15 protein-coding genes are annotated in these 20447 nt (G+C 63.3%); 4 read left to right on the forward strand and 11 right to left on the reverse strand.

From position 1 onward, the window contains the following. Nucleotides 1-133: 133 nt before the first annotated feature. Both KI611_RS16650 and KI611_RS16655 read left to right on the forward strand, forming a co-directional pair. Nucleotides 134-1552, forward strand: a complete 1419-nt coding sequence (locus tag KI611_RS16650; RefSeq protein ID WP_226416769.1) for a bifunctional enoyl-CoA hydratase/phosphate acetyltransferase — start codon at nt 134-136, stop codon at nt 1550-1552. Between the two features lies 1 nt (nt 1553). Beyond that, nucleotides 1554-2735 (forward strand): acetate/propionate family kinase, encoded by a 1182-nt coding sequence (locus tag KI611_RS16655; protein ID WP_226416770.1) that lies wholly within the window; start codon nt 1554-1556, stop codon nt 2733-2735. A gap of 82 nt (nt 2736-2817) precedes the next feature. Here KI611_RS16655 and KI611_RS16660 read toward each other — a convergent pair whose 3' ends face one another. The 11 genes from KI611_RS16660 to KI611_RS16710 all read right to left on the reverse strand — a co-directional run bounded on the left by KI611_RS16660 (nt 2818) and on the right by KI611_RS16710 (nt 14854). Next, a complete protein-coding gene (locus KI611_RS16660; RefSeq protein ID WP_226416771.1) occupies nt 2818-4323 on the reverse strand; it encodes an aldehyde dehydrogenase family protein in 1506 nt (501 codons plus the stop codon). 81 nt (nt 4324-4404) lie between these two features. Continuing rightward, on the reverse strand, nt 4405-5370 hold the full coding sequence (locus KI611_RS16665) for a WD40/YVTN/BNR-like repeat-containing protein (protein WP_226419937.1): 966 nt from the start codon (nt 5368-5370) through the stop codon (nt 4405-4407). Nucleotides 5371-5390: 20 nt separating this feature from the next. Continuing rightward, on the reverse strand, nt 5391-7763 hold the full coding sequence (locus tag KI611_RS16670; protein WP_226416772.1) for an efflux RND transporter permease subunit: 2373 nt from the start codon (nt 7761-7763) through the stop codon (nt 5391-5393). Nucleotides 7764-7863: 100 nt separating this feature from the next. Further along, nucleotides 7864-9645 (reverse strand): DUF1302 domain-containing protein, encoded by a 1782-nt coding sequence (locus KI611_RS16675; protein ID WP_226416773.1) that lies wholly within the window; start codon nt 9643-9645, stop codon nt 7864-7866. Between the two features lie 32 nt (nt 9646-9677). Then, on the reverse strand, nt 9678-11048 hold the full coding sequence (locus KI611_RS16680; RefSeq protein WP_226416774.1) for a DUF1329 domain-containing protein: 1371 nt from the start codon (nt 11046-11048) through the stop codon (nt 9678-9680). A gap of 55 nt (nt 11049-11103) precedes the next feature. Next, nucleotides 11104-11535 carry a c-type cytochrome gene (locus KI611_RS16685; RefSeq protein WP_226416775.1) on the reverse strand — a complete coding sequence of 144 codons (432 nt, stop codon included), beginning with the start codon at nt 11533-11535 and terminating at the stop codon, nt 11104-11106. Between the two features lie 3 nt (nt 11536-11538). After that, on the reverse strand, nt 11539-11997 hold the full coding sequence (locus KI611_RS16690) for a c-type cytochrome (RefSeq protein WP_226416776.1): 459 nt from the start codon (nt 11995-11997) through the stop codon (nt 11539-11541). Nucleotides 11998-12001: 4 nt separating this feature from the next. Further along, nucleotides 12002-12529, reverse strand: coding sequence for a methylamine dehydrogenase light chain (locus KI611_RS16695; RefSeq protein WP_226416777.1), 528 nt, complete (start codon nt 12527-12529; stop codon nt 12002-12004). 27 nt (nt 12530-12556) lie between these two features. Continuing rightward, nucleotides 12557-13147, reverse strand: a complete 591-nt coding sequence (gene mauD / locus KI611_RS16700) for a methylamine dehydrogenase accessory protein MauD (RefSeq protein WP_226416778.1) — start codon at nt 13145-13147, stop codon at nt 12557-12559. A 10-nt stretch (nt 13148-13157) separates the two neighbouring features. Beyond that, complete coding sequence (locus tag KI611_RS16705) at nt 13158-13709, reverse strand: MauE/DoxX family redox-associated membrane protein (RefSeq protein ID WP_226416779.1); 552 nt, start codon at nt 13707-13709, stop codon at nt 13158-13160. Continuing rightward, nucleotides 13709-14854 carry an amine dehydrogenase large subunit gene (locus tag KI611_RS16710; RefSeq protein WP_226416780.1) on the reverse strand — a complete coding sequence of 382 codons (1146 nt, stop codon included), beginning with the start codon at nt 14852-14854 and terminating at the stop codon, nt 13709-13711. Before KI611_RS16710 ends, KI611_RS16705 begins: the two co-directional genes overlap by 1 nt. 645 nt (nt 14855-15499) lie before the next feature. Between KI611_RS16710 and KI611_RS16715 the strand changes: the two genes are divergently transcribed. Together KI611_RS16715 and KI611_RS16720 are read left to right on the forward strand one after the other, a co-directional pair. Continuing rightward, nucleotides 15500-16477, forward strand: coding sequence for a helix-turn-helix domain-containing protein (locus tag KI611_RS16715; RefSeq protein ID WP_226416781.1), 978 nt, complete (start codon nt 15500-15502; stop codon nt 16475-16477). 405 nt (nt 16478-16882) lie between these two features. Further along, the gene (locus KI611_RS16720; protein WP_226416782.1) at nt 16883-19789 is read left to right on the forward strand and encodes an adenosylcobalamin-dependent ribonucleoside-diphosphate reductase; all 2907 of its coding nucleotides are present in this window, start codon (nt 16883-16885) and stop codon (nt 19787-19789) included. Nucleotides 19790-20447: the final 658 nt, after the last annotated feature.

A 20447-nucleotide genomic window follows, 5' to 3' on the forward strand; every position in this document is an offset into this window, starting at 1 on the left:
GGCAAGCCATATCCACGGGCTATTCTGATCGACATGTCACATCAACGGCATTGTTTGCTGCAGTGCAGCATACTATACTATCAGTTAGTCAAATTGGACTAGCCAGCCCGCAACGTTTTTCGGGAGTAACAACATGCACGAGAGCAGTGAGCAGCGTCATCTGGTAAACAAGACCTACAACGAAATCCGCATCGGCGACTCGGCCAGCCTGGTTCGGACGCTGATGCCGGAAGATGTCAAGTTGTTCGCCGTGCTGACCGGCGACTTCAATCCCGGCCTGGCCGATGCGACCTATTCCGAGAGCGGGATGTTTCGCGAAGTCATCGCCCACGGCATGTGGAGCGGTTCGCTGATCTCGACGGTGCTCGCCACCCAGTTCCCCGGCCCCGGCACCATCCTGGTCGACCAGACGCTGCACTTTGCCCGGCCGGTGACGATCGGCGACACGGTGACCATCACGGTGACCGCCAAACAAAAATTCGATCACAACAAGCATGTCGTCTTCGACTGCGTGTGCACCAACCAGGAAGGCCTGCAGGTTGTTCGCGGCACGGTCGAAGTGCTGGCCCCGACGGAAAAGATGTCGCGGACGCAGGAAATCCACATGCCGGCGATCCGTATCGACGACAAGCATGAGCGCTATACCCACCTGCTCTCCCGGGTCAAAGGCCTGGAACCGATTCCGACGGCGGTCGCCCATCCTTGCGACCGCGAATCGCTGAAAGGTCCGGTAATCGCTTTCCACGAGGGCATCATCGAACCCATCCTGGTCGGCCCGGAATTGAAGATTCGCGCCGTCGCCGAGGAATTCGGCATCGACCTGCACGGCATCCGCATCGTCAATGCCGCCCACAGCCACGATTCGGCGGCCATCGCCGTGTCGCTGGTGCGCACCGGCGACGCCGAAGCACTGATGAAGGGCAGCCTGCACACCGACGAGCTGATGGGCGAAGTGGTTTCGCGCGCCAACGGCCTGCGCACCAGCCGCCGGATCAGCCACGTCTTTTTGATGGACGTGCCGACCTATCATCGCCCGCTGTTGATTACCGACGCCGCAATCAATATCGCGCCGACGCTGGAAGAGAAGGTCGACATCATCCAGAACGCCATCGACCTCGCCCACATCCTCGGCATTCCCGAACCGAAAGTCGCCATCCTCTCGGCAGTCGAAACGGTCAATCCGAAAATCCAGTCCACGCTCGATGCCGCCGCGCTGTGCAAGATGGCCGACCGCGGCCAGATCAAGGGCGGCATCCTGGACGGCCCGCTGGCCTTCGACAACGCCGTCTCGATCGTCGCCGCCAAGACCAAGGGCATCAAGTCGGCGGTGGCCGGCCATGCCGAAATTCTTGTCGTGCCCGACCTCGAATCCGGCAATATGGTCGCCAAGCAACTCGAATACCTCGCCAACGCGCTGACCGCCGGCATCGTCCTCGGCACGCGCGTTCCCATCGTCCTGACCAGCCGCGCCGATACGGCCGAAACCCGCACTGCCTCCTGTGTCATCGCCGCACTGGTCGCCCACGCCAACCGTAAAAAGGTAATTTCCTAAAATGAAACAAGGCATTCTGACGATCAACGCCGGATCTTCGTCCATCAAGTTCGCCCTCTTTTCGCTCGCCCACCCGATTTCTCCGGAAGCCGAAGTGTCCGGCCAGATTGACGGTATCGGCACCGAGGCGACCAAAATGGTCGCCAAGAACAAGGCCGGCGAGCACATTGCCGACCAGTTGCTGGACGGCGAGAAAGTCAGCCACACCCAGGCTTTCGACGCGCTGCTCAAGTGGTTCACCGCCAGCCACGCCGACTGGGAAATCGTCGCCGTCGGCCATCGCGTCGTGCATGGCGGCGAGCACTATTCGAAACCCATCGTCATCACACCGCATGTACTCACCCGGCTGACCAGCTATGTCCCGCTCGCCCCGCTGCACCAGCCGCACAACGTCGCCGGCATTGTCGCCCTGGAAACGCTGCTGCCGAAGGTGCCGCAGGTCGCCTGCTTCGACACCGCCTTCCACCGCAGCCAGCCGGATGTCGCCCAGATTTTCGGCCTGCCCCGCTCGATCACCGCCGAAGGCGTCAGGCGTTACGGTTTCCACGGCCTGTCCTACGAGTACATCGCCCGCGCCCTGCCGCAGCATTCGCGACGTGCCGACGGCCGCGTCGTCGTCGCCCACCTCGGCAACGGCGCCAGCATGGCGGCTATGGTCAATCGCAAATGCGTCGCGACGACGCTTGGCTTCTCGACCATCGATGGCCTGGTGATGGGCACCCGCGTCGGCAACCTCGACCCCGGCGTCGTCCTGCACCTGATGGAAACCAAGGGGCTGAGCGTCAAGGACATGACCAAGATGCTCTACAAGGAATCCGGCCTGCTCGGGGTGTCCGGTATCAGTCAGGACATGCGCACGCTGCTTTCCTCCGACAAGCCGGAAGCCGAGGAAGCGGTCAACCTGTTCTGCTACCGCATCGCCCGCGAACTCGGCTCGCTGGCCGCTGCGTCCGGCGGCATCGACGCGCTGGTATTCACTGGCGGCATCGGCGAGCACGCCGCCGAAGTCCGGCGCCGCGTCTGCCTGCAGTCCGAGTGGCTGGGCATCCGGCTGAATCCGGAAGCCAACGCCCGGCACGACCTGTTCATCAGCGCCGGTAACAGCAGCGTCGATGTGCTGGTCATTCCGACCAACGAAGAATGGATGATGGCCCACCACGCCCAGACGCTGCTCGCGCTGTAACGACCAAGGCACCGTTGCGACACTGCAAAAAAAAGGCCCGACGAGCAATCGCCGGGCCTTTTTTCGTTGGCGTCGCCGCCGCTCAGACCATCATCAGCACCGATTTCTGTTCCAGATAGGCATCGAGCGCCGAGCGCCCCATCTCCTTGCCGAAGCCGGACTGCTTGTAGCCGCCGAAAGGCAGCGCCGGGTCGAGCATGTTGTGGCAATTGACCCAGACGGTGCCCGACTTGATCTTGGGAATCAGCCGATGCACCCGCGCCAGGTCGTTCGACCAGATGCTGGCGCCCAGGCCGAACGGCGTGTCGTTGGCCAGCGCCGCCACCTCGTCGAGATCGTCGTAGGGCATGGCGACGACCACCGGGCCGAAGATTTCCTCCTGGACGATGCGGGCCTTCTGATCGACCTTGGCCAGCACCGTCGGCTTGACGAAGTAACCGAGATCGCCCGAACGGCCACCGCCGGCGACCACTTCCGCCCCCTGCTGGCGGCCGATGTCGATGTAGGAACAGACCCGTTCCATCTGCTCGCGCGAGACCAGCGGCCCGAGCTGGGTCAGCGGGTCGAGGCCGTGGCCGATCTTCAGCGCATTGGCGTGGTCGGCCAGATCGGCGACGACGCGCTCGAAATTCTTCTTGTGCACGTAGAGCCGCGAACCGGCACAGCACACCTGGCCCTGATTGAAGTAGATGGCCTGCGCCGCGCCCGCCGCGGCAACCGCGGGATCGCAGTCTTCGAGGACGATGACCGGCGACTTGCCGCCCAGTTCGAGGGTGATGCGGGTCATGTTATCCATCGCCGCCTTGCCGATCAGCTTGCCGATCTCGGTCGAACCGGTGAAGGTCAGCTTGTTGACGCCCGGGTGGCGGGTCAGCGGGGCGCCGGCCGACGGCCCGTCGCCGGTGACGACATTGACCACCCCATCCGGATAGCCGGCTTCCTGGATCAACTGGCCAAGGTAAAGCGCCGACAGCGGCGTCTGCTCGGCCGGCTTGAGCACCACCGTGCAACCGGTGGCGAGGGCCGGGCCGAGCTTCCAGGCGGCGAGCAGCAGCGGGAAGTTCCAGGCGACGATGGCGCCGACGACGCCGACCGGCTCCTTGCGGGTGTAGCCGACGAACTCGTTGTGCGGCGCGAAGGGAATCGACACGTCGAGCGTACTGCCCTCGATCTTGGTCGCCCAGCCGGCCATGTAGCGGAAATAGCTGGCGGCGAGCGCGACGTCGACGGCCTCGGCGATCAGCACCGACTTGCCGTTGTCGAGCGATTCAATCTCGGCCAGCGTCTTGGCGTGTTCCTCGACCAGATCGGCCAAGCGCAGCAGCAGGCGCTGCCGCTGGTCGGGACGCATCTTGGCCCAGGCCGGCGCGACGAAGGCCCGGCGCGCCGCCTGCACCGCCGCGTCGACGTCTTCGACGCCGGCCGCCGGCACGGTACCGAGTACCGCCTCGCTGGCCGGATTGACGACATCCAGGGTCTGCCCCGAACGGGCGGCGACCCATTTGCCGTCAATCAGCATGGCGTGGTTTTGCCGGGCCAGAAATTCAAGGGTCCGGCTGTTCACTTGTGGATTCTCGGTTGCTTTCATTGTTTGTCTCCTTTTATGGTTTACATCTTGCGCAGCCGGCCTGACGGGCACTCCGCCAGGACTGCGGCCGCCGCCCAACAACTAAAACGATTCGCGGAACAAGGCGCCCAGCGCGGTGAATAGCAGGTCGCCGCCGGCCGCCTGGGCAATGGCGGTGAGCCCGGCGCGATCCGGGCGCAGGCTGGCCGAGAAATGCTGGCCGCCATCCTTGCTGAGCAATGAGGCGCCGCTCAGGCCGACGATCCGCACGCTGCCATCCGGGCGCTGGCTGATGCCGGTCAGCGATTGCTGGGTGCCGCTCGGCACTTCCGCCCAATGCTCACCGTGATCGACGCTGCGATAGACGTGGCCGCGCATGCCGGCCATCAGCACGCTGCCGTCGGCCAGCGCGGCGCCGGTCCAGAAGGAACCCTTGTTGTCGGTCTGGATGGCGACCCAGTGGGCGCCGGCATCGACCGAACGAAGAATGCTGCCGGCTTCGCCGGCCACCAGCAGCACCCCGTTGCCGACCGGGACCAGTTGCAGCAGATGCCCTTCGCCGGCCTCGCCGGCAACCAGGCTGCGCTCGGTCCAGGTCTTGCCGCCATCATGGGTTTCCAGGGCCAGGCCGAACTGGCCGACGGCCAGCCCATGCTCGGCGTTCTCGAACCAGACTGACATCAATACCTGATCCTGGCCGCGCATTTCGCGCAGCACCTGCCAGCTTTCACCGCCATCGCTGCTGCCGAGCACCGTCCCGTCGTGACCGACGGCCCAACCGCGGTGCTCATCGACAAAGAACACCGAGGTCAGCGGCGCCCGGGTCGGCACCTTGGCCTGACGGAAAGTCTTGCCGTCGTCCGACAGGTTGATCAGGCCGTAGTCGCCAACCGCGACGATGCGCTGGCCGGCCGTCGTCGCCGCATAGATCGGCGCCTTCTCGGGATTGATCAGGTGCGGAGCGCTGCTGAAATAGCTGGCGGCCGGGGCCTGGCCGACGCCGGTGGCGGCGACCAGCGGCACCGCGACAACGGCGGCGAGGGAAAGCAGCAGTGCGTTGAATTTCATCTTCACGATCGATACTCCGTTCAGTGGCCGATGGCCGGCGCCTTGACCGGGCCGCGCCGGGGAAAGCGGTAGTCGAGCTTGACGGCGAAGGCCGGCAGCACGGTGATGGCCATCAGCATGTTCACCATGAACATGAAGGTCAGCAGGATGCCCATGTCGGCCTGGAACTTGAGTTCCGAGAAGCTCCAGGTGGCGACGCCGACCGACAGCGTGATGGCGGTGAAGATGGTCGCCACGCCGACTTCGCGCAGCGCGCCTTCGAGCGCCTCCTTCATGGCTTCACCGCGCGCCAGATGGATCAGCAGGCGGTTGTAGATGTAGAAGGCGTAATCGACGCCGATCCCGGTGGCCAGCACCATCACCGGCAAGGTCGCGACGGTCAGCCCGATATCCAGGCTCTTCATGAACCAGTAGCCGAGGAAGGTGGCCAGCGTCAGCGGCAGGCAGCAAGCCAGCATGGCCCGCCAGTCGCGATAGGCGAGCAGCACCAGAATGATGATCGCGGCATAGACGTAGAGCATCATCGGCAGTTCGCGCGCCTCGACCTCCTCGTTCGTCGCGGCGAGCACGCCGACGTTGCCGGAAGCCAGGCGCACCGTCATGCCGAGCGATTCCGGGTTGTAGCGCAGGCGGAAATCCTTGACCGCATGGATGGCCGGCTCGATGGTCGTGGCCTTGTGGTCGGCGAGGTAGATATTGGCCGCCATCATCGTGCATGCCCGGTTGAACAGGCCGCCGGCTTCCGGCAGATAGCCGATGGCGACCTGCAGGGCCTTGGTATCGCGCGGCACCGCGGCCATCTTCGGGTTGCCCTCGTTGAGCCCGGCATTGGCGAATTTGGCCAGGCCGGACAACGACTGCACCGACAGCACGCCGGGCACCTGCCCCATGTATTGGCTGAACTGGTCGATGTAGTTGAGTACCTCAAAGTTGTTGCAGGAATCGTTCGGCGTCTCGAAGACCACGGTCAGCACGTCCATGCCGAGATCGAAGCGCTTGACGATGTTGCCGACGTCCTGGTTGTAGCGCGACTCGGGGCGCAGCTCGGGCGCGCCGGGCTGAAGCGCGCCGATGTGCCGGCCGTGGCTCTGCCAGACGGCGAGGCCGAGCAGGATCACGGCGGAAACCAGGACCAGGCGGGCGTGGTTGATGTCGGCGATGAAGCCGAGACGCTGGATCAGCAGGCCGCGCTTGTTCTGGATGGCTTCCAGATGCAGCGCGTATTTCTGCGAGAAACGGAAGAAGGAAGCGGCGACCGGCAGCATGATCAGATTGGTGATGATCTTGTAGCCGACACCGATCGAGGCGGCGATGCCGAGTTCGCGGATCATCGGAATCGGGATCATGACCAGCGTGATGAAGCCGACGAAAGCGGTGACCAGCGCCAGCGTGCCGGGAATGAACAGGCTGGAGAAGCTTTCGCGGGCGGCCGAAATGGAGTCCGCCCCCGCCGCCACCGCCTTGGAAATGGCGTTGATCTGTTGCACGCCGTGCGAGACGCCGATGGCGAAGACCAGGAAAGGGACCAGGATGGCCAGCGGATCGAGACCGAAGCCGAGCAGGGTCAGCGTGCCGAACTGCCAGACGACGGAAACCATCGAGCAGAAGATCGGCAACAGCGTCAGCAGGATCGAGCGGCAGTACCAATAGACGGCCAGCGCGGTGAGCAGCGTGGCCAGCGCAAAAAAGCCGGCGACGCCCTTGGCACCATCGGCGATGTCGCCGATCTGCTTGGCGAAGCCGACGATCTCGATTTCGTGTTCGGGCGTTTCCAGCTTGCCGCGAATGTCCTTCTCCAGCTTGTCAGCCAGCGCCAGGTAATCGAGCTGTTCGTGCGTCCCGGGATCTTCTTCCAGCAGGTCGGCGACGATCATCGCGGCGCTGCCGTCGTTGGCCACCAGACTGCCGGTGTAGCCGCCTCGCCCGGCCCGGTCGCGGATGACGTCGATCTTGGCGGCGTCGAGCGCCTCCGGCGTCACCGTGCCGCCGATCACGTCTTCGGCCTGAAAGCCTTCCTCGGTCAGTTCATAAACCCGGGTATTCGGCGTCCACAGCGATTGCACCGAACGCCGGTCGACACCCGGCAGATAGAGCACGGCCTCGGTGACTTCGTGCAGCTTCTTCAGCGAAGCCGGCGTCCAGATGTTGCCGTCGCGGGCCCGGACGACAACCATGATGCGGTTGGAGCCGAAAAGCTGGGTGCGGTATTTGAAAAAGGTATCGGTGTATTCATGGCCGATCGGCAACTGCTTGTCGAAACCGGCCGACATGTGCAGGCGCGAGGCGAGGACGCCCATGGCGACGGTGAGGACCAGCAGAACCAGCAGGGTCGCTGCCCGATAACGGAAGAAGAAATCCTCCAGGCGCTTTACGAAACCAACGATGCTCGACATCGAATTAAACCTCTAATGAGCTACTGCAAGGCCGAAATGACGGTGCAGAGGATGGGCGGCCTCGGGTCTAGGAAGAACCGGGACCGCCCGGTAGTACCAATCAGAAAGCGTAGGAAACGGTTGCGGTAGCCACGTCGCGATCGCGCAGCACGTTCAGGTTGCCCCCTCCGAAGAAGGTGCTGTAGCCGACCCCGACCTTCCACTGGTTGTGGTAATCGAAGGTCACGCCCAACGCCACCGCCTTGCGTCCTTCGACGAAGGGGATGGTGTTCGGGCTGGTGCCCTTGACGTCGTGGTAGAAGTCGACGATCGGCGTCGCCGTCCAGCCGGAGCCGAAGACGTTGGCGTAGGTCAGACTGACTTCGGCGACATAACCCCAGGACGTTTTGTTCGGCATGGCGTAGTTGTTGAGCAGGTAAGGCACCGCCCCGGACAGGTCGAGATCCGGGTAATGCGTCACCGCCACTTCGAACAGGAAGGCACCATCCGCCGCCCCGAGGAAGCGGGTGATTTCATTGGGCAGCCAGGTGAAGGCGGTGGTGTGGGCCTGGAACTTCTTCTCCCCGACGTAGCCCTTGGCTGAGGCATTCGTCGTGAAGTTGTTGGAGAGCGCCGCCAGGTTGTATTCCTGCTTCGATTTCGAGCCGCTGGCCAGCGGCACCGTCGGGTCGATCGCCACGCTGTCCTTCGGCCGGTAGGAGACTTCTGCACCGAAGGCCCAGTCGCCGACCTTGGTATTCATCGACAGGCCGAACAGATCGAGATCCTGGCCGTACTGCTCGACGGCGGTCAGCTGCAGGACGTTGGCCGCGCCATTGACCTTGAAGCCGACGAAGGGCAGCTTGTCGTGGTAGCGGATGTAGTAGGCCGCGTACTCGGTATCGCCGCCGGCCGGCTTGTAGCGCATGTTGAGGCCGTACTGGCCGCCCGAGCTGGGCTTCTCGCGTTCGGTCGGCACCACCCCGGCGCCGCCATTGGCCTGGCTGATCGAATCGAGCGTCCGGCCGCGCGTCGGATCGTAGTCGCCGGTGCCGCCGACCCCCAGGCTGGACGGATAGTAGGCGCCGCGCCGGCCGCCCTTGCCGAGAAAGTCGGCGGTCGACCAGTAGCTGCCGGCCGGATCGAGCTTGAAGCTGTTCCAGGCGAACTGGTAATAGCCTTCCATCGAGACGCCGGGCAGGATCGCCGTGTTCAGCGAGATCATCGGCGCCGGAATCAGGATTTCCTTGACCTGGGTACCGGGGATGTGGGCCTTGCGGACATCGAAGGCGTGAATCGAGTTGATCCCGCCCATGATGAAAATGTCCTCGCCCCAGTTGATCACCTGATTGCCGACCTTCAGCTTGGCCGAATTGCCGACCCAGTTGAAGTCCTTGGAAACCCACAGGTCGAGCAGCGAAACATCCTGGCGCAGAGCCTTCTTGGCATCGTCGTCGAGCGGCGTGCGGTCGGTATGGATGGCCGCGAAGTCGGATGACCAGGTCACCCGGCCGAGCGCCGCCCAGTTGCCGCGCTCGCCCAACGACAGTTCATGGGTGCCCTTGAGGACGGCGGAGACGATGTCGCCCTTCTTGTAGTTCAGGTTGCCGTCATCGATGTTGGAGTAGTTGAAGTCGCCAACCGACGTCGCGGCATTGCCATTGACCCGTTGCCCCATTTCGCCGGAAATCGGCGAGCCGCCGCCGGAGTCGTTGCCGATGATCGAACGGTCCGTCGATTGCATGCGGCGCTGGATGCCGAAGCTCAGCGTCGAATCGAGGCTGCCGCTGACGCCGTTGGCGAGATCGAACTTGAAGGCCTGGGCCGGGCTGGCCAACCCCAGGCCAAGCGCGGCAATCGCCAGGGCCGCCGGAGTGCGGCGGATGGATGTCGTGATCTGCATGAAATTCCCCTCTTATTTATGCGCTGGAACGATCAGCGGTCGCCGGCCCGACGCAGCTCGTCGGATTCGAAGCGCTTGGCGTCAATGCGGCCTTCCTGTCCGGCCAGCCAGTCGGTCGGCTTGCTTTCCTGGGTGGCGTTTTCGGCCATATAGCGATTGACCGTCAGATCCCAGGACATGAATTCCTGGCTGACACAGGCACCGAGCTCGACGGCCGGATAGAGCGAGGCTTCCATGACGCGCCACAGCTTGCCCTGGGCGTCGTACTGGTCGGCGGCGAGAATCATCCAGGTGTCTTCGTCGATGTAGAAGGTGCGCTTGGCGAACATGTGACGCATGCCCTGCTTGACCGTCGCCTCGACCTTCCAGACGCGATGCAACTCGTAACGCATCAGGTCACGCTTGGGGAATTGCCCCTCGTAGATCTCCTTGATCGGGCGCTTGGCGACCAGCTTGAAGCTGTTGTACGGCACGACCATTTCCTGCTTGCCGACCAGCTTCCAGTCGTAGCGGTCGAGCGCCCCGGCGAACATCGGGTACTGGTCGGCCGTTTCGAGGTTTTCGTAACCCGGGATCGGGTTGTCGTACTCGAAGGCCGGCAGGCGGCGGACGCGACGCTGGCCGGGGAAATACATCCAGGCATCGTTCGACTTGCCGAGGAAGTAGTGCGCCAGGATGATTTCGCCGGTCCGCGAAGCCGGCGCGGTGGCCAGATTGAGCAGCTTCATCTGGACGCCGCCGACATCCTCGATCGACTTGGCCTTGGCCGAAGCGAACGGGGTCATCACCACCTGATCCTGGGCCAGACCGTAGAAACTGCCGTCCGGGTTGATAAAATTGGTCTGGTAGTACTCGAAACGGCCTTCACCCTGCCAGCGCAGGCGATGGTTCCACACCGCCTCGGCGCCGTTTTTCGGGATGGCGAAGGGGAAGCCGCCGCCGACCGCCTGGGCCAGGTTGTCCTTGCCGTCGGCGCTCAGCTTGGCGCTGGTCGCATTGACCTTGGTCTGACCATAGACCGAATCCGGATAGCCGCAGCTGCGATGCGTCGGATAGACATCCATCCGGTAGCCCTTGCGGTTCTTGATCAGTTCGATCTGGCCGGCCGAGAGCTTGTCCTTGTACTTGTCGACATTGCTTGCCTCGATCGAATAGAGCGGCTTGTCGGCGGCGAACGGATCGACGCGGGGATCGCTCAGCTTGTGCTTGCCCTTGGCCAGGCCGCCTTCCCATTTCGGAATACTGCCGTCCTTGTTGCCGGCCCGTTCGGCGCCGACCGGCGTCAGATCCTTGCCCAATTGCGCCGCTTCCGGCTCGCTGACCGCCGCGCCAGCCTGGGCGGAAAAGCCGATCAACCCGATGATCAGGGCGGAAATCGGCATCACTCTGTTGGTCTTGCTCATTTTTGATTCCCTTTTCTCGAAATGCATCAATCACCCCAACGCTCACCGACCGGAATCAGTCGATGGCGATTCCCTGCGCCTGCAAATACTTGATGATTCCGGCGCGCACACCCGGCACATCGGCCAGCGGACTGGCCCGCAACTGCGCCACTTCCGGCATCGTGTAAGGCGCCGTATTGGCCGGCACCTCGTCCTTGCTGAAAGTCTTGAGTATCCAGTTCATCAACTCGGCCACTTCGCCGTTGCTCAGCGCCGAATGCGCGGTGCCCGGGACCTGGATCAGGAACTCCCGGCCGCCTTCGGCCTTGAGAAAATGACCGAGCGCGCCGCGCATGTTGGGCACCCCGGCCCCCGGGCTGCCCGAGCCGTCCTGGCCATGGCAGCCGGAGCAATGCAGCATGAAGTTGAGGCGCGGCGAGCCGGCATCGGCCGCCCAGGCCTGCGCGGCGAGCAGTGCGAAAACGAACAACAAGGCCTGTTTGCGCATGGCCTAGCCTCCTGCGGCAGCCGGCAGGCGGCTGCGCTGTTTATGGGTTTCATTCGGCGTGCCCGGCGTCTGGCGCGAGCTGGCCACGAAGGCCGGCGTCAGCCAGCCGAGATCGGCGACGCCCTCGTAGGTCTTGAGGATGTGGCCGAGCACGCTGGCCAGTTCGGCATCGGACAGCGCGGCGAAGGACGGCATGTTGCCGGTGTAGCGCACGCCATCGACGGTGATGCTGCCGACCATGCCGGTCAGCGGAACGCGGGCCAGGTAGGCCCGGCCTTCCGGGCTGCCGGCATGGCGGCCGATGTTGCCGGCGAGCGGCGGCGCGATGCCAGGCGCCCCCACCGCTCCGATCTGGTGGCAGGCGACGCAGTGGGTGGCATACAGCCCGGCCCCCGCCTGGTCGTCGGCCCACAAGGGAGCCGCGGCCAGGCTGACGAGGGTGGCAGCAAGCAGTTGGCGCATGGTTCTAGCCCCGTTGCTCGCCAACGCCGACGATGGCGGCGACGGTACAGTGGTAGGCGTTGCTGCCGTTGGCCATGCACCAGTTGATGTCGTTATGGACCCCGAGGCGATAGCCCGGCCGCTCCCGCTCGTTGCGGTTGCAGCCGCAACGGCCGCACATCGTGACGCCGCAACAGTCGTTGTAGCTGATCAGGTAATCCTTGCCGTCGGCCGGATTGCGGCAGGTGCCGACCCAGGTCACCTTCGACACCTCGGTGCCCGGCGGGCAGCTCGAAATGGTGCCGCCGCAGCAGGTGCAGAGGAAACCGTCGAGAGCGCAGTAACGCCAGTAATCGCAGCTCTCGTCGTCCTCACTCGCCTTCTTGGCCTCGCCGGCCTGGGCGGTCGGCATCATCCGGTCGAAAGGCAGCACCGGCAGGATAAAGGCGGTGCCGACGAAGAGCTTGCCGACCTTGACCAGCGCGCTGCGCCGGGAGGCCGACTGGGCGACGCGACGGGTCTTGCGCTCAAAGAAATCATCTAGCCATTTCACGTTATTGCTCCTTGCGGTGAGGGTCGATCAGGCGCGCTGATCGATGAATTCCTGGATCGAGGCCACACCGGCCTCCTTGGCGGCGAACAGGCTTTCCAGCTGTTCGCGGGAATTGACCAGGCCCTTGCCGCGAATGCGGCCGTCTTCGCCGATCAGCACCGCATAGGGCAGCTTGGCGATGCGGTAGGTCATGCCGAGATCGGTGGACAAGGCGTAGGGGAAGCTCTTCAGATCGGCCTTGCGGTAGAACTCGGCGTGTTCCGGCAAATCGCCGTCGCTGGCCAGCGCCACGTCGAGCCAGCCCTTTTCGGCGCCCTGGATCGACTTGAGGACCGGCAGCAGCTTCTTGCACACCGGACAGGTCGGCGAGAGGAAGAAGAGCAGCTGGCTGCGGCCGGTGTTGCCGCCGACGCTCAGCTTGCCGCCCCCGATCGAATCGAGCGTGAAAGCCGGGGCGACTTCGCCGACCTTCGGTCCCTGATCCATCATCAGGGCGCCCATCGGGGCGACGCGTTCGTAGAGGATGCCGATCTGGCGAGCCAGGGCGAGCACGACGACGACCAGGGCGAGGACGACACCCCAGAGAAAGACATTGGAGACCAGCAGTGCTTCGTTCATGGCATTTCCTTTATTTGCGGACGGCCAGCGCCAGCGGGGCGTTGGTCATCAATTGATTGGCAGAGACGTAGATTCCGACCAGGGCAAGGACCGCGCCGCCGACCGTCAGGTAATCGGCCCAGACCAGCGGCCGGCCGGCACTTTCCTGCATGGCCAGCCCGACCATCGCCATCAGCAGCCCGTTGCGGACGACCAGCGCCCACGACAGCGGCTGGCCGGACAGGCCGCCGCAGCCGCAATCGATGCGGGTATGGCCACGCAGCAGGTTGATGCCGACGGCCGAGGTGACGACCAGCAGCAGGGCCAGCGCCAGCAGGCCGCCGATAAAGGCGGTATCGGGGAAGAGCAACAGGCCACCGGCCGCCAGTTCGACCAGCGGCAGCAGCCCGGCGACCAGCGGGGTCAGACGCTCGGGGAGCAGGCGATAGTTGTCGACCGCGCCGGCGAAGACGACCGGATCCTTCAGCTTGTGCCAGGCCCCGACCAGCAGGACGACCGAGAGCGTCGCCCCGAGAGCGCGGGTGATCACCGGGTCGGCGATGAATGCGAGGAGGGCCTCCATCACTGCACTTCCAGCTGGGTCGGCGTGTCGCCGAAGCCGGCCGCGCTGCGCACCGGCTTCAGCTTGCGACCGCCGTCGAAAGCAGCAATCCCGGCGATCGCCGTATCAAAGGCAAACAGCCGCGGCGCCTCGCCCTGGCTGACCACCAGGCCGGTGGCCGGGATGGTCTTGCTGCGCGAGACGCGGGTTTTCGCAGCCAGGTCATAGACCCAGATTTCCTTCGCCGCTTCCTTGTGACTGCCTTCGTAGCCTTTCGGGTGCATGCCGACATACAAGGTGCCGCTGGCCTGATGCAGAGCGACCGGCTGATAGCCGCCGGGACGCCAGCCCTTTTTCACCTCGGCGGCCGTGCCGAGCGACCAGAAGGCGCCGGGCACGGCCGTTTCGCCGGCGACATTGACCGAGACGGCGTTGCCCTTGAACGAGACGAAATGGTAGGTATCGCCTTCCTGGGCGGCCGAGACGAACAGCGCGTCGCCGTCCGGGTCGAAGAATTTCGCGCTCTTCTTCTTGCTGACCGGGTTGCCGTCGTTGTCGAGCGAAACGGTGAGCATCGTTCCGTCGCCGCACAGCGTCGCGAAGCGATTGGCCGTCTGGGCGGGGTAGACGACGTAGCAGCCGGGCGTCTGGACTTCGGCGACCTGCTTGCCGGTATGCCGGTTGACGATGCTGACCGAGGTCGCCGGCGTGGCGTTCTGGACGATGATGAAACGCCCGTCGGCCGTCGTCCGCAGCGTGCCGCGATACGGCAGAGCCTGGGCGTGGCGGGCGGTGTAGGGAATCTCTTCCTTGAGCACCATGGTCTTGGCGTCATAGACGAGGATTTCCTCGATCCGCTCGCCGCGGTTCAGCTTGCTGTAATAGGTCGTGACCACGTAGATCTCGCTGCGATCCGGCGACAGCGTGGTCTGGGCAAACAGCCCGGTGGACAAAATGCCTTCGACTTTCAGGGTGCGCCCATCGATCACCGTCAGCTTGCCGTCGGCCATGTGCGGCAGCACCACGTCGGTGTAGTACAGGCGATAGGGATGAGCCGGCGCCAGCTTGGCGACGGTGATTTCGTCCACCGGCAACTCGGCATGGGCGGGTAATGCACCGCCCAGCGCTGCCAGCAGGGAAAAAAGAACTGCTCTCTTGGGTATCACCAGCGACCTCCTTTTGTTCTCGAATCGGGACCGTTACCGAATCGAAAAAACGATCCGGCCGATGGGTCAAATTGTTGTCGCTGGAGGCAACGAGGCGTTATCCGAAATCGGAACTTAAAGACTCAGCGGCGGCTGGCGAGTATCCGAAATCGGAAAAGTCGACATTTTCCCGATCAAAACATTGACCTGGCGCAAAGTCGGCGCGCCCTGGCCATGCTTGAAAAACGAAGCGCCGGGCAGCGCCCCGTCGCCGCTCGTGCACCGCCGAGCGGCGGCGACCGGCCGGCCCCGGAAAAAACTGGCATGGCTTGTGCTGAAAAGAACAGGTGTCGGACAAGCCGCAAAGCCGACCCGCTGCACGAATAGTGACAAGCCGTTGATTTATTGCCGATAAATGAAAATATTCTTTCGATCCGCAATGTCTGAAACGGTGCATTGCGCCACAGCGATGCACCAATCCGACACAGAACCGGGAGGCGAAATCCGCAGCGTAGCGTTGCCGGATAGCCGCAATCGGAAAAAAAACTTTGTCACTAATCGAAATCGATTCCACTAAACGAAATATCTGGACTATCCTTAAGGGCATAGTTGCCATTCCGCAAAGCGGATGCGGCACATGGGCCCGATGACTGAAAGAGTGTGCGTATGCCGCAAACCGCCGCCTCAAGCTATTCATTTCAAAATCGCACGACGCGCGATTCAGATGAACACGCCGAAGCCCTGCAGGACTGGGATCAGGTTTACGACCAGCTGTCACCGGGCAACTTCGAAGGCAAGGTCGTCGACCTGCACTTCAAGGGCTTGCAGATCTTTCGCGAAACCACCAACCGTTCGGTATCGCAGCACGGCAGTTCCTGGGACGGTTGCTTTGTCGTCGGCATTCCGATCAGCATGAACGGCACCGGCCTGTTTTCAAAACAGGTGCTGACCCGCGACTCGATGCTGACCTTTCACAGCGACCAGGAGTTCTCGCTGACCACGCCGGAGGGCTTTGACGTGGTGGCCGTCGCCATCCCCGAGGCGACGCTGCTCGAGGCAATGAATCCCGATTCCCAGGACCAGTTGCGACACGTTTTCCCGAAATCGCCGACGGTGATGGTGACCGCCCAGGGGCAGCTCGACGAATTGCGCAATTGCCTGCTGTCGATTTTCGACCCGGCCAGTTTCGAGCCAGCCCTGTTGCGCTATCCGCAGGTGCAACGGGCCATGAGCTCGGCGATCATCGGCCACCTGGCCGAAGTGCTGCACGCCTCAAGCCATGCGCCGCTGCCCAACCGCTCTTTCCGCGGCCGCTGCCAGGTGGTCAAGGAAGCGACCCACTACGCGCTCTCCCACACCGCCGAGCCGATTACCGTTGCCGATCTGTGCCAGAAACTGAATATCAGCCGGCGCATGCTCAACTATTGCTTCCAGGATGCCCTGGCGACCAACCCGGTGCACTATCTGCGCTCGTTGCGCCTGAACGGCGTGCGCCGGGATCTGCGCCAGCCGCTGCCGGCTCATACCCAGATCCGCGACATTGCCGGCAAATGGGGTTTCTGGCATCTGCCGCGCTTTGCCGCGGAATACCGCGCCCTGTTCGGCGAATTGCCCTCGGAAACCGCCCGCAACTGCCGGCACTGAGTCGCCACCGGCCGCGCCCTGCCCGGCGGCCGAAATTCCCGGCCGATCGCGAGCAATTGGACTGGCGATGCAACCAATTCTGGCACTCCGTTGTCCACGGAAAACCGGCTAGCGCATAGCCGAAATGACGGCTCGCCGACGGTGCTCGCCAGCCTCGTCGAAAGCCAGCCGCGAGCGCTTTTTTCGACCTCGGAAAAATTAACTTTTTCTCTCTTTTTTGCGCCGCAGGCGCACTGGAGCTTTGTTTTTTTTAGGCTTTTCAGGGACATGACAGAGAGCTTGCCGCAACGGCACAGAACCCCGTATCTAGTCAACGGATTGTATTGACCTACTAGATATAGTAGATTGCTCGTCATTCGAAAAACTAACTAGCCTGATTATCAATGCCATGCTGAGGAGCAAAATATGAGCCCGGTAGCCGAACAACTCTCCCTGACCGACATCCCCGCCGCACCGCAATTCGCCCCCCTGCAAGAGCAGGAAATCTCCGGCGAAGTGCTGATCGAAAAATACGCAAAAGGCAAGGAAACCAATGTTCACGACGTGCGCAAGCGCGTTGCCTGGGCACTGGCACAAGTCGAGCAGGAGAAGGATCGGGCGCACTGGGAAAACCGCTTCCTGTGGGCCCAGGAAAACGGCTTCATTCCGGCCGGCCGGATCAACTCCGCCGCCGGTACCGATCTGCAGGCGACGCTGATCAACTGCTTCGTCCAGCCGGTCGGCGACTCCATCGTCGAAGACACCGACGGCAAGCCGGGCATCTACACCGCGCTGGCCCAGGCCGCTGAAACGATGCGCCGTGGCGGCGGCGTCGGCTACGACTTCTCGTCGATCCGGCCGCAAGGCGCCCGCGTCAAGGGCACCCAGTCGCGCGCTTCCGGCCCGGTCTCCTATATGCGGGTCTTCGACCGCTCCTGTGAAACCGTCGAATCGGCCGGTGCCCGCCGTGGCGCCCAGATGGGCGTGCTGCGCTGCGACCATCCGGATATCGAAGTCTTCATCCACGCCAAGGACAAGGGCGACCTGTCCAACTTCAACATTTCCATCGGCGTCACCGACGCCTTCATGGAAGCCGTCGATGCCGACACCGATGTCGAACTGACCCACCGCGCCGAACCGAATGGCGAAATGAAGTCGGCCGGCGCCTACCAGCGCGACGACGGCTTGTGGACCTACCGCAAGGTGCGCGCCCGCGATCTGTGGGACCAGGTGATGAAGTCCACCTACGACCACGCCGAGCCGGGCATCCTGTTCCTCGACCGGATGAACAAGGACAACAACCTCAATTACTGCGAAGTCATCGAGGCGACCAACCCCTGCGCCGAACAGCCGCTGCCGCCGTATGGCTGCTGCTGCCTGGGTTCGATCAACCTCACGCTGTTCGTGACGCACGCCTTCTCCGAGCAGGCCGAGTTCGACTTCGACGGTTTTGCCGAAGCCGTCCGCGTCTCGACCCGGATGCTCGACAACGTGCTGGAAGCCACCCACTGGCCGCTCGAACGCCAGCAGCAGGAAGCCGCCAACAAGCGCCGCATCGGCCTCGGCTTCACCGGCCTGGGCGATGCGCTGGCCATGCTGCGCCTGCGCTACGACAAGCCGGAAGCCCGTGCCATGGCGACCCGCATTACCGAGCACATGCGCGACACCGCCTATCTGTACTCGGTCGAGATGGCCAAGGAACGCGGCGCCTTCCCGCTGTTCAATGCCGAGCTCTACCTGTCCGGCGGCAACTTCGCCTCGCGCCTGCCGACCGACATCAAGGCTGAAATCCGCAAGCACGGCCTGCGCAACTCGCACCTGCTGTCGATCGCGCCGACCGGCACCATTTCGCTGGCCTTCGCCGACAATGCCTCGAACGGCATCGAGCCGCCCTTCTCCTGGACCTACACCCGCAAAAAGCGCATGCCGGACGGCACGCTGAAAGAGTACTCGGTCGAGGACTACGCCTGGCGCCTGTACAAGCACCAGGGCGGCGACGTCAGCAAGCTGCCGGACTTCTTCGTCACGGCGCTGGAAATCTCTGCCGCGGCCCACAAGGACATGGTCGCCGCCGTCGCCCCGTACATCGACACCGCCATCTCGAAGACGGTCAACGTGCCCGGCGACTACCCCTACGAAGACTTCCAGGACCTCTACATGAGCGCCTGGAAATCTGGCCTCAAAGGCTTGGCCACCTACCGTCCGAACAGCATCCTCGGCTCCGTGCTCTCCGTCACGACGCCCGAACCGAGCACCGCCGAGTCTGCCGCCGCCGACGCCGCCAAGTCGCCGCAGGATTTCGTCTCCGACGCCAACCGCCGCCTGTCGATCAAGAACCTGCCGGCCCCGGTGCTCGCCAGCCTGCGCTGGCCGGGCCGCCCGAACCTGCCGGAAGGCAACCTGTGCTGGACCTACATGGTCGACTCACCGATCGGCAAGTTCGCGCTGTTCGTCGGCCACGTCGAACCGGAAGGCCGCGCCTGGCCCTTCGAAGTCTGGGCCAACGGCCCGGCCGAACCGCGCGGTCTGGGTGCCGTCGCCAAGACGCTGTCGATGGACATGCGCGCCAACGACCACGGCTGGCTGGAAATGAAGCTCGACGCGCTGGCCAAGACGCCGGGCGACGCCTTCGACATGCACATGCCGCCGCACGGCGAGCGCAAGCGCATGCCGTCCGTCGTTTCCGCCATGGCCCAGGTCATCCGCTGGCGTTGCGAGCAGCTCGGCGCGCTCCAGCACGAAGGCCCGACGCCGGTGAAGGATGCCCTGTTCAGCACCAAGGAGCCGAAGACCGGCACCGACGGCACGCTGTCCTGGACGGTGGACGTCAGCAACGCCTCGACCGGCGAAGACTTCGTCCTCGGCCTCAAGGAAATCACGCTGCCGGACGGCGTCACCCGTCCCTACTCGATGTGGCTGTCCGGCAACTACCCGCGCGCCCTCGACGGCCTGTCCAAGCTCCTGTCGCTCGACATGCGCGTCCTCGACCCGGCCTGGATCGGCATGAAGCTGCGCAAGCTGCTCGACTACTCCGAGCCGTTCGGCGACTTCATGGCCTTCGTTCCGGGTTCGCGCAAGCAGCAGACCTATCCGTCTACCGTCGCCTACATCGCCCAGCTGATCATCCACCGCTACGCGATGCTCGGCATCCTCGACGAAGCCGGCTTCCCGCTGCAGCAGATGGGCATCCTCGAAGCGCCGGAAGACAGCAGCAGCAACAAGGTGCACCCGACCCAGGGCAAACTGTGCAGCGAATGCGGCAACCACACGATGATCCGCAAGGATGGCTGCGACTTCTGCACCGCCTGCGGCGCGGTGGGTAGCTGCGGCTAAACCGGAAGCACGACGCATCGCCCGCGAAATGTGGGAACCCCCAATGTTTGCAATCCGTACTCCATAGATTGCAATCGGGGACCCCATAGTTTGCAATCCGAAGCCCCCAAAGTCGGCAACCGAGGGGCAGTTGGAAGCTTGCAAAACCTAGGTACTTAATTCAAAGCGAGTGTTGAGTCATCAACGCTCGCTTTTTCTTTACCCCCATCGGAGACACAGCTCCCCGAAAGGAATGGTCGTCTCCATATTTCCGTTAAGGAGAAAACCATACAAATCTCTAGGGCTGTGGGTTAGTTTTGCGTGCAACTCAACATAACGCGCCGCTTTATGCAGATTCCGGTTGAGTTCACCGCACGGGCCGGAATCCGTTGACCAGCACGTGAATATCTTGCTGCTAATGACCAGTATTAAGCGGCATATCTGGCAAGGGGCTTTCGTCTCAGTTCGGCCAGAAGCGGGCATTGAAAATTTGTCCTGATAGTGGTCATCCCAGCGGGCCTCACGTCCGTATTATTGGAGTTGTTATACGGACACAGTAAAACCAATTTCATTGCAGGGCAATGAAATTGGTATGCATAATGGGTGCATGTATATCAATTCATATATGGACCCTGTGGGTCAGTTTAATAACTGTTGGGCTCTTACAAATCGCCTATAC

Origin of the sequence: Dechloromonas denitrificans (assembly GCF_020510685.1) — a bacterium.
Classification (GTDB): domain Bacteria; phylum Pseudomonadota; class Gammaproteobacteria; order Burkholderiales; family Rhodocyclaceae; genus Azonexus; species Azonexus denitrificans_A.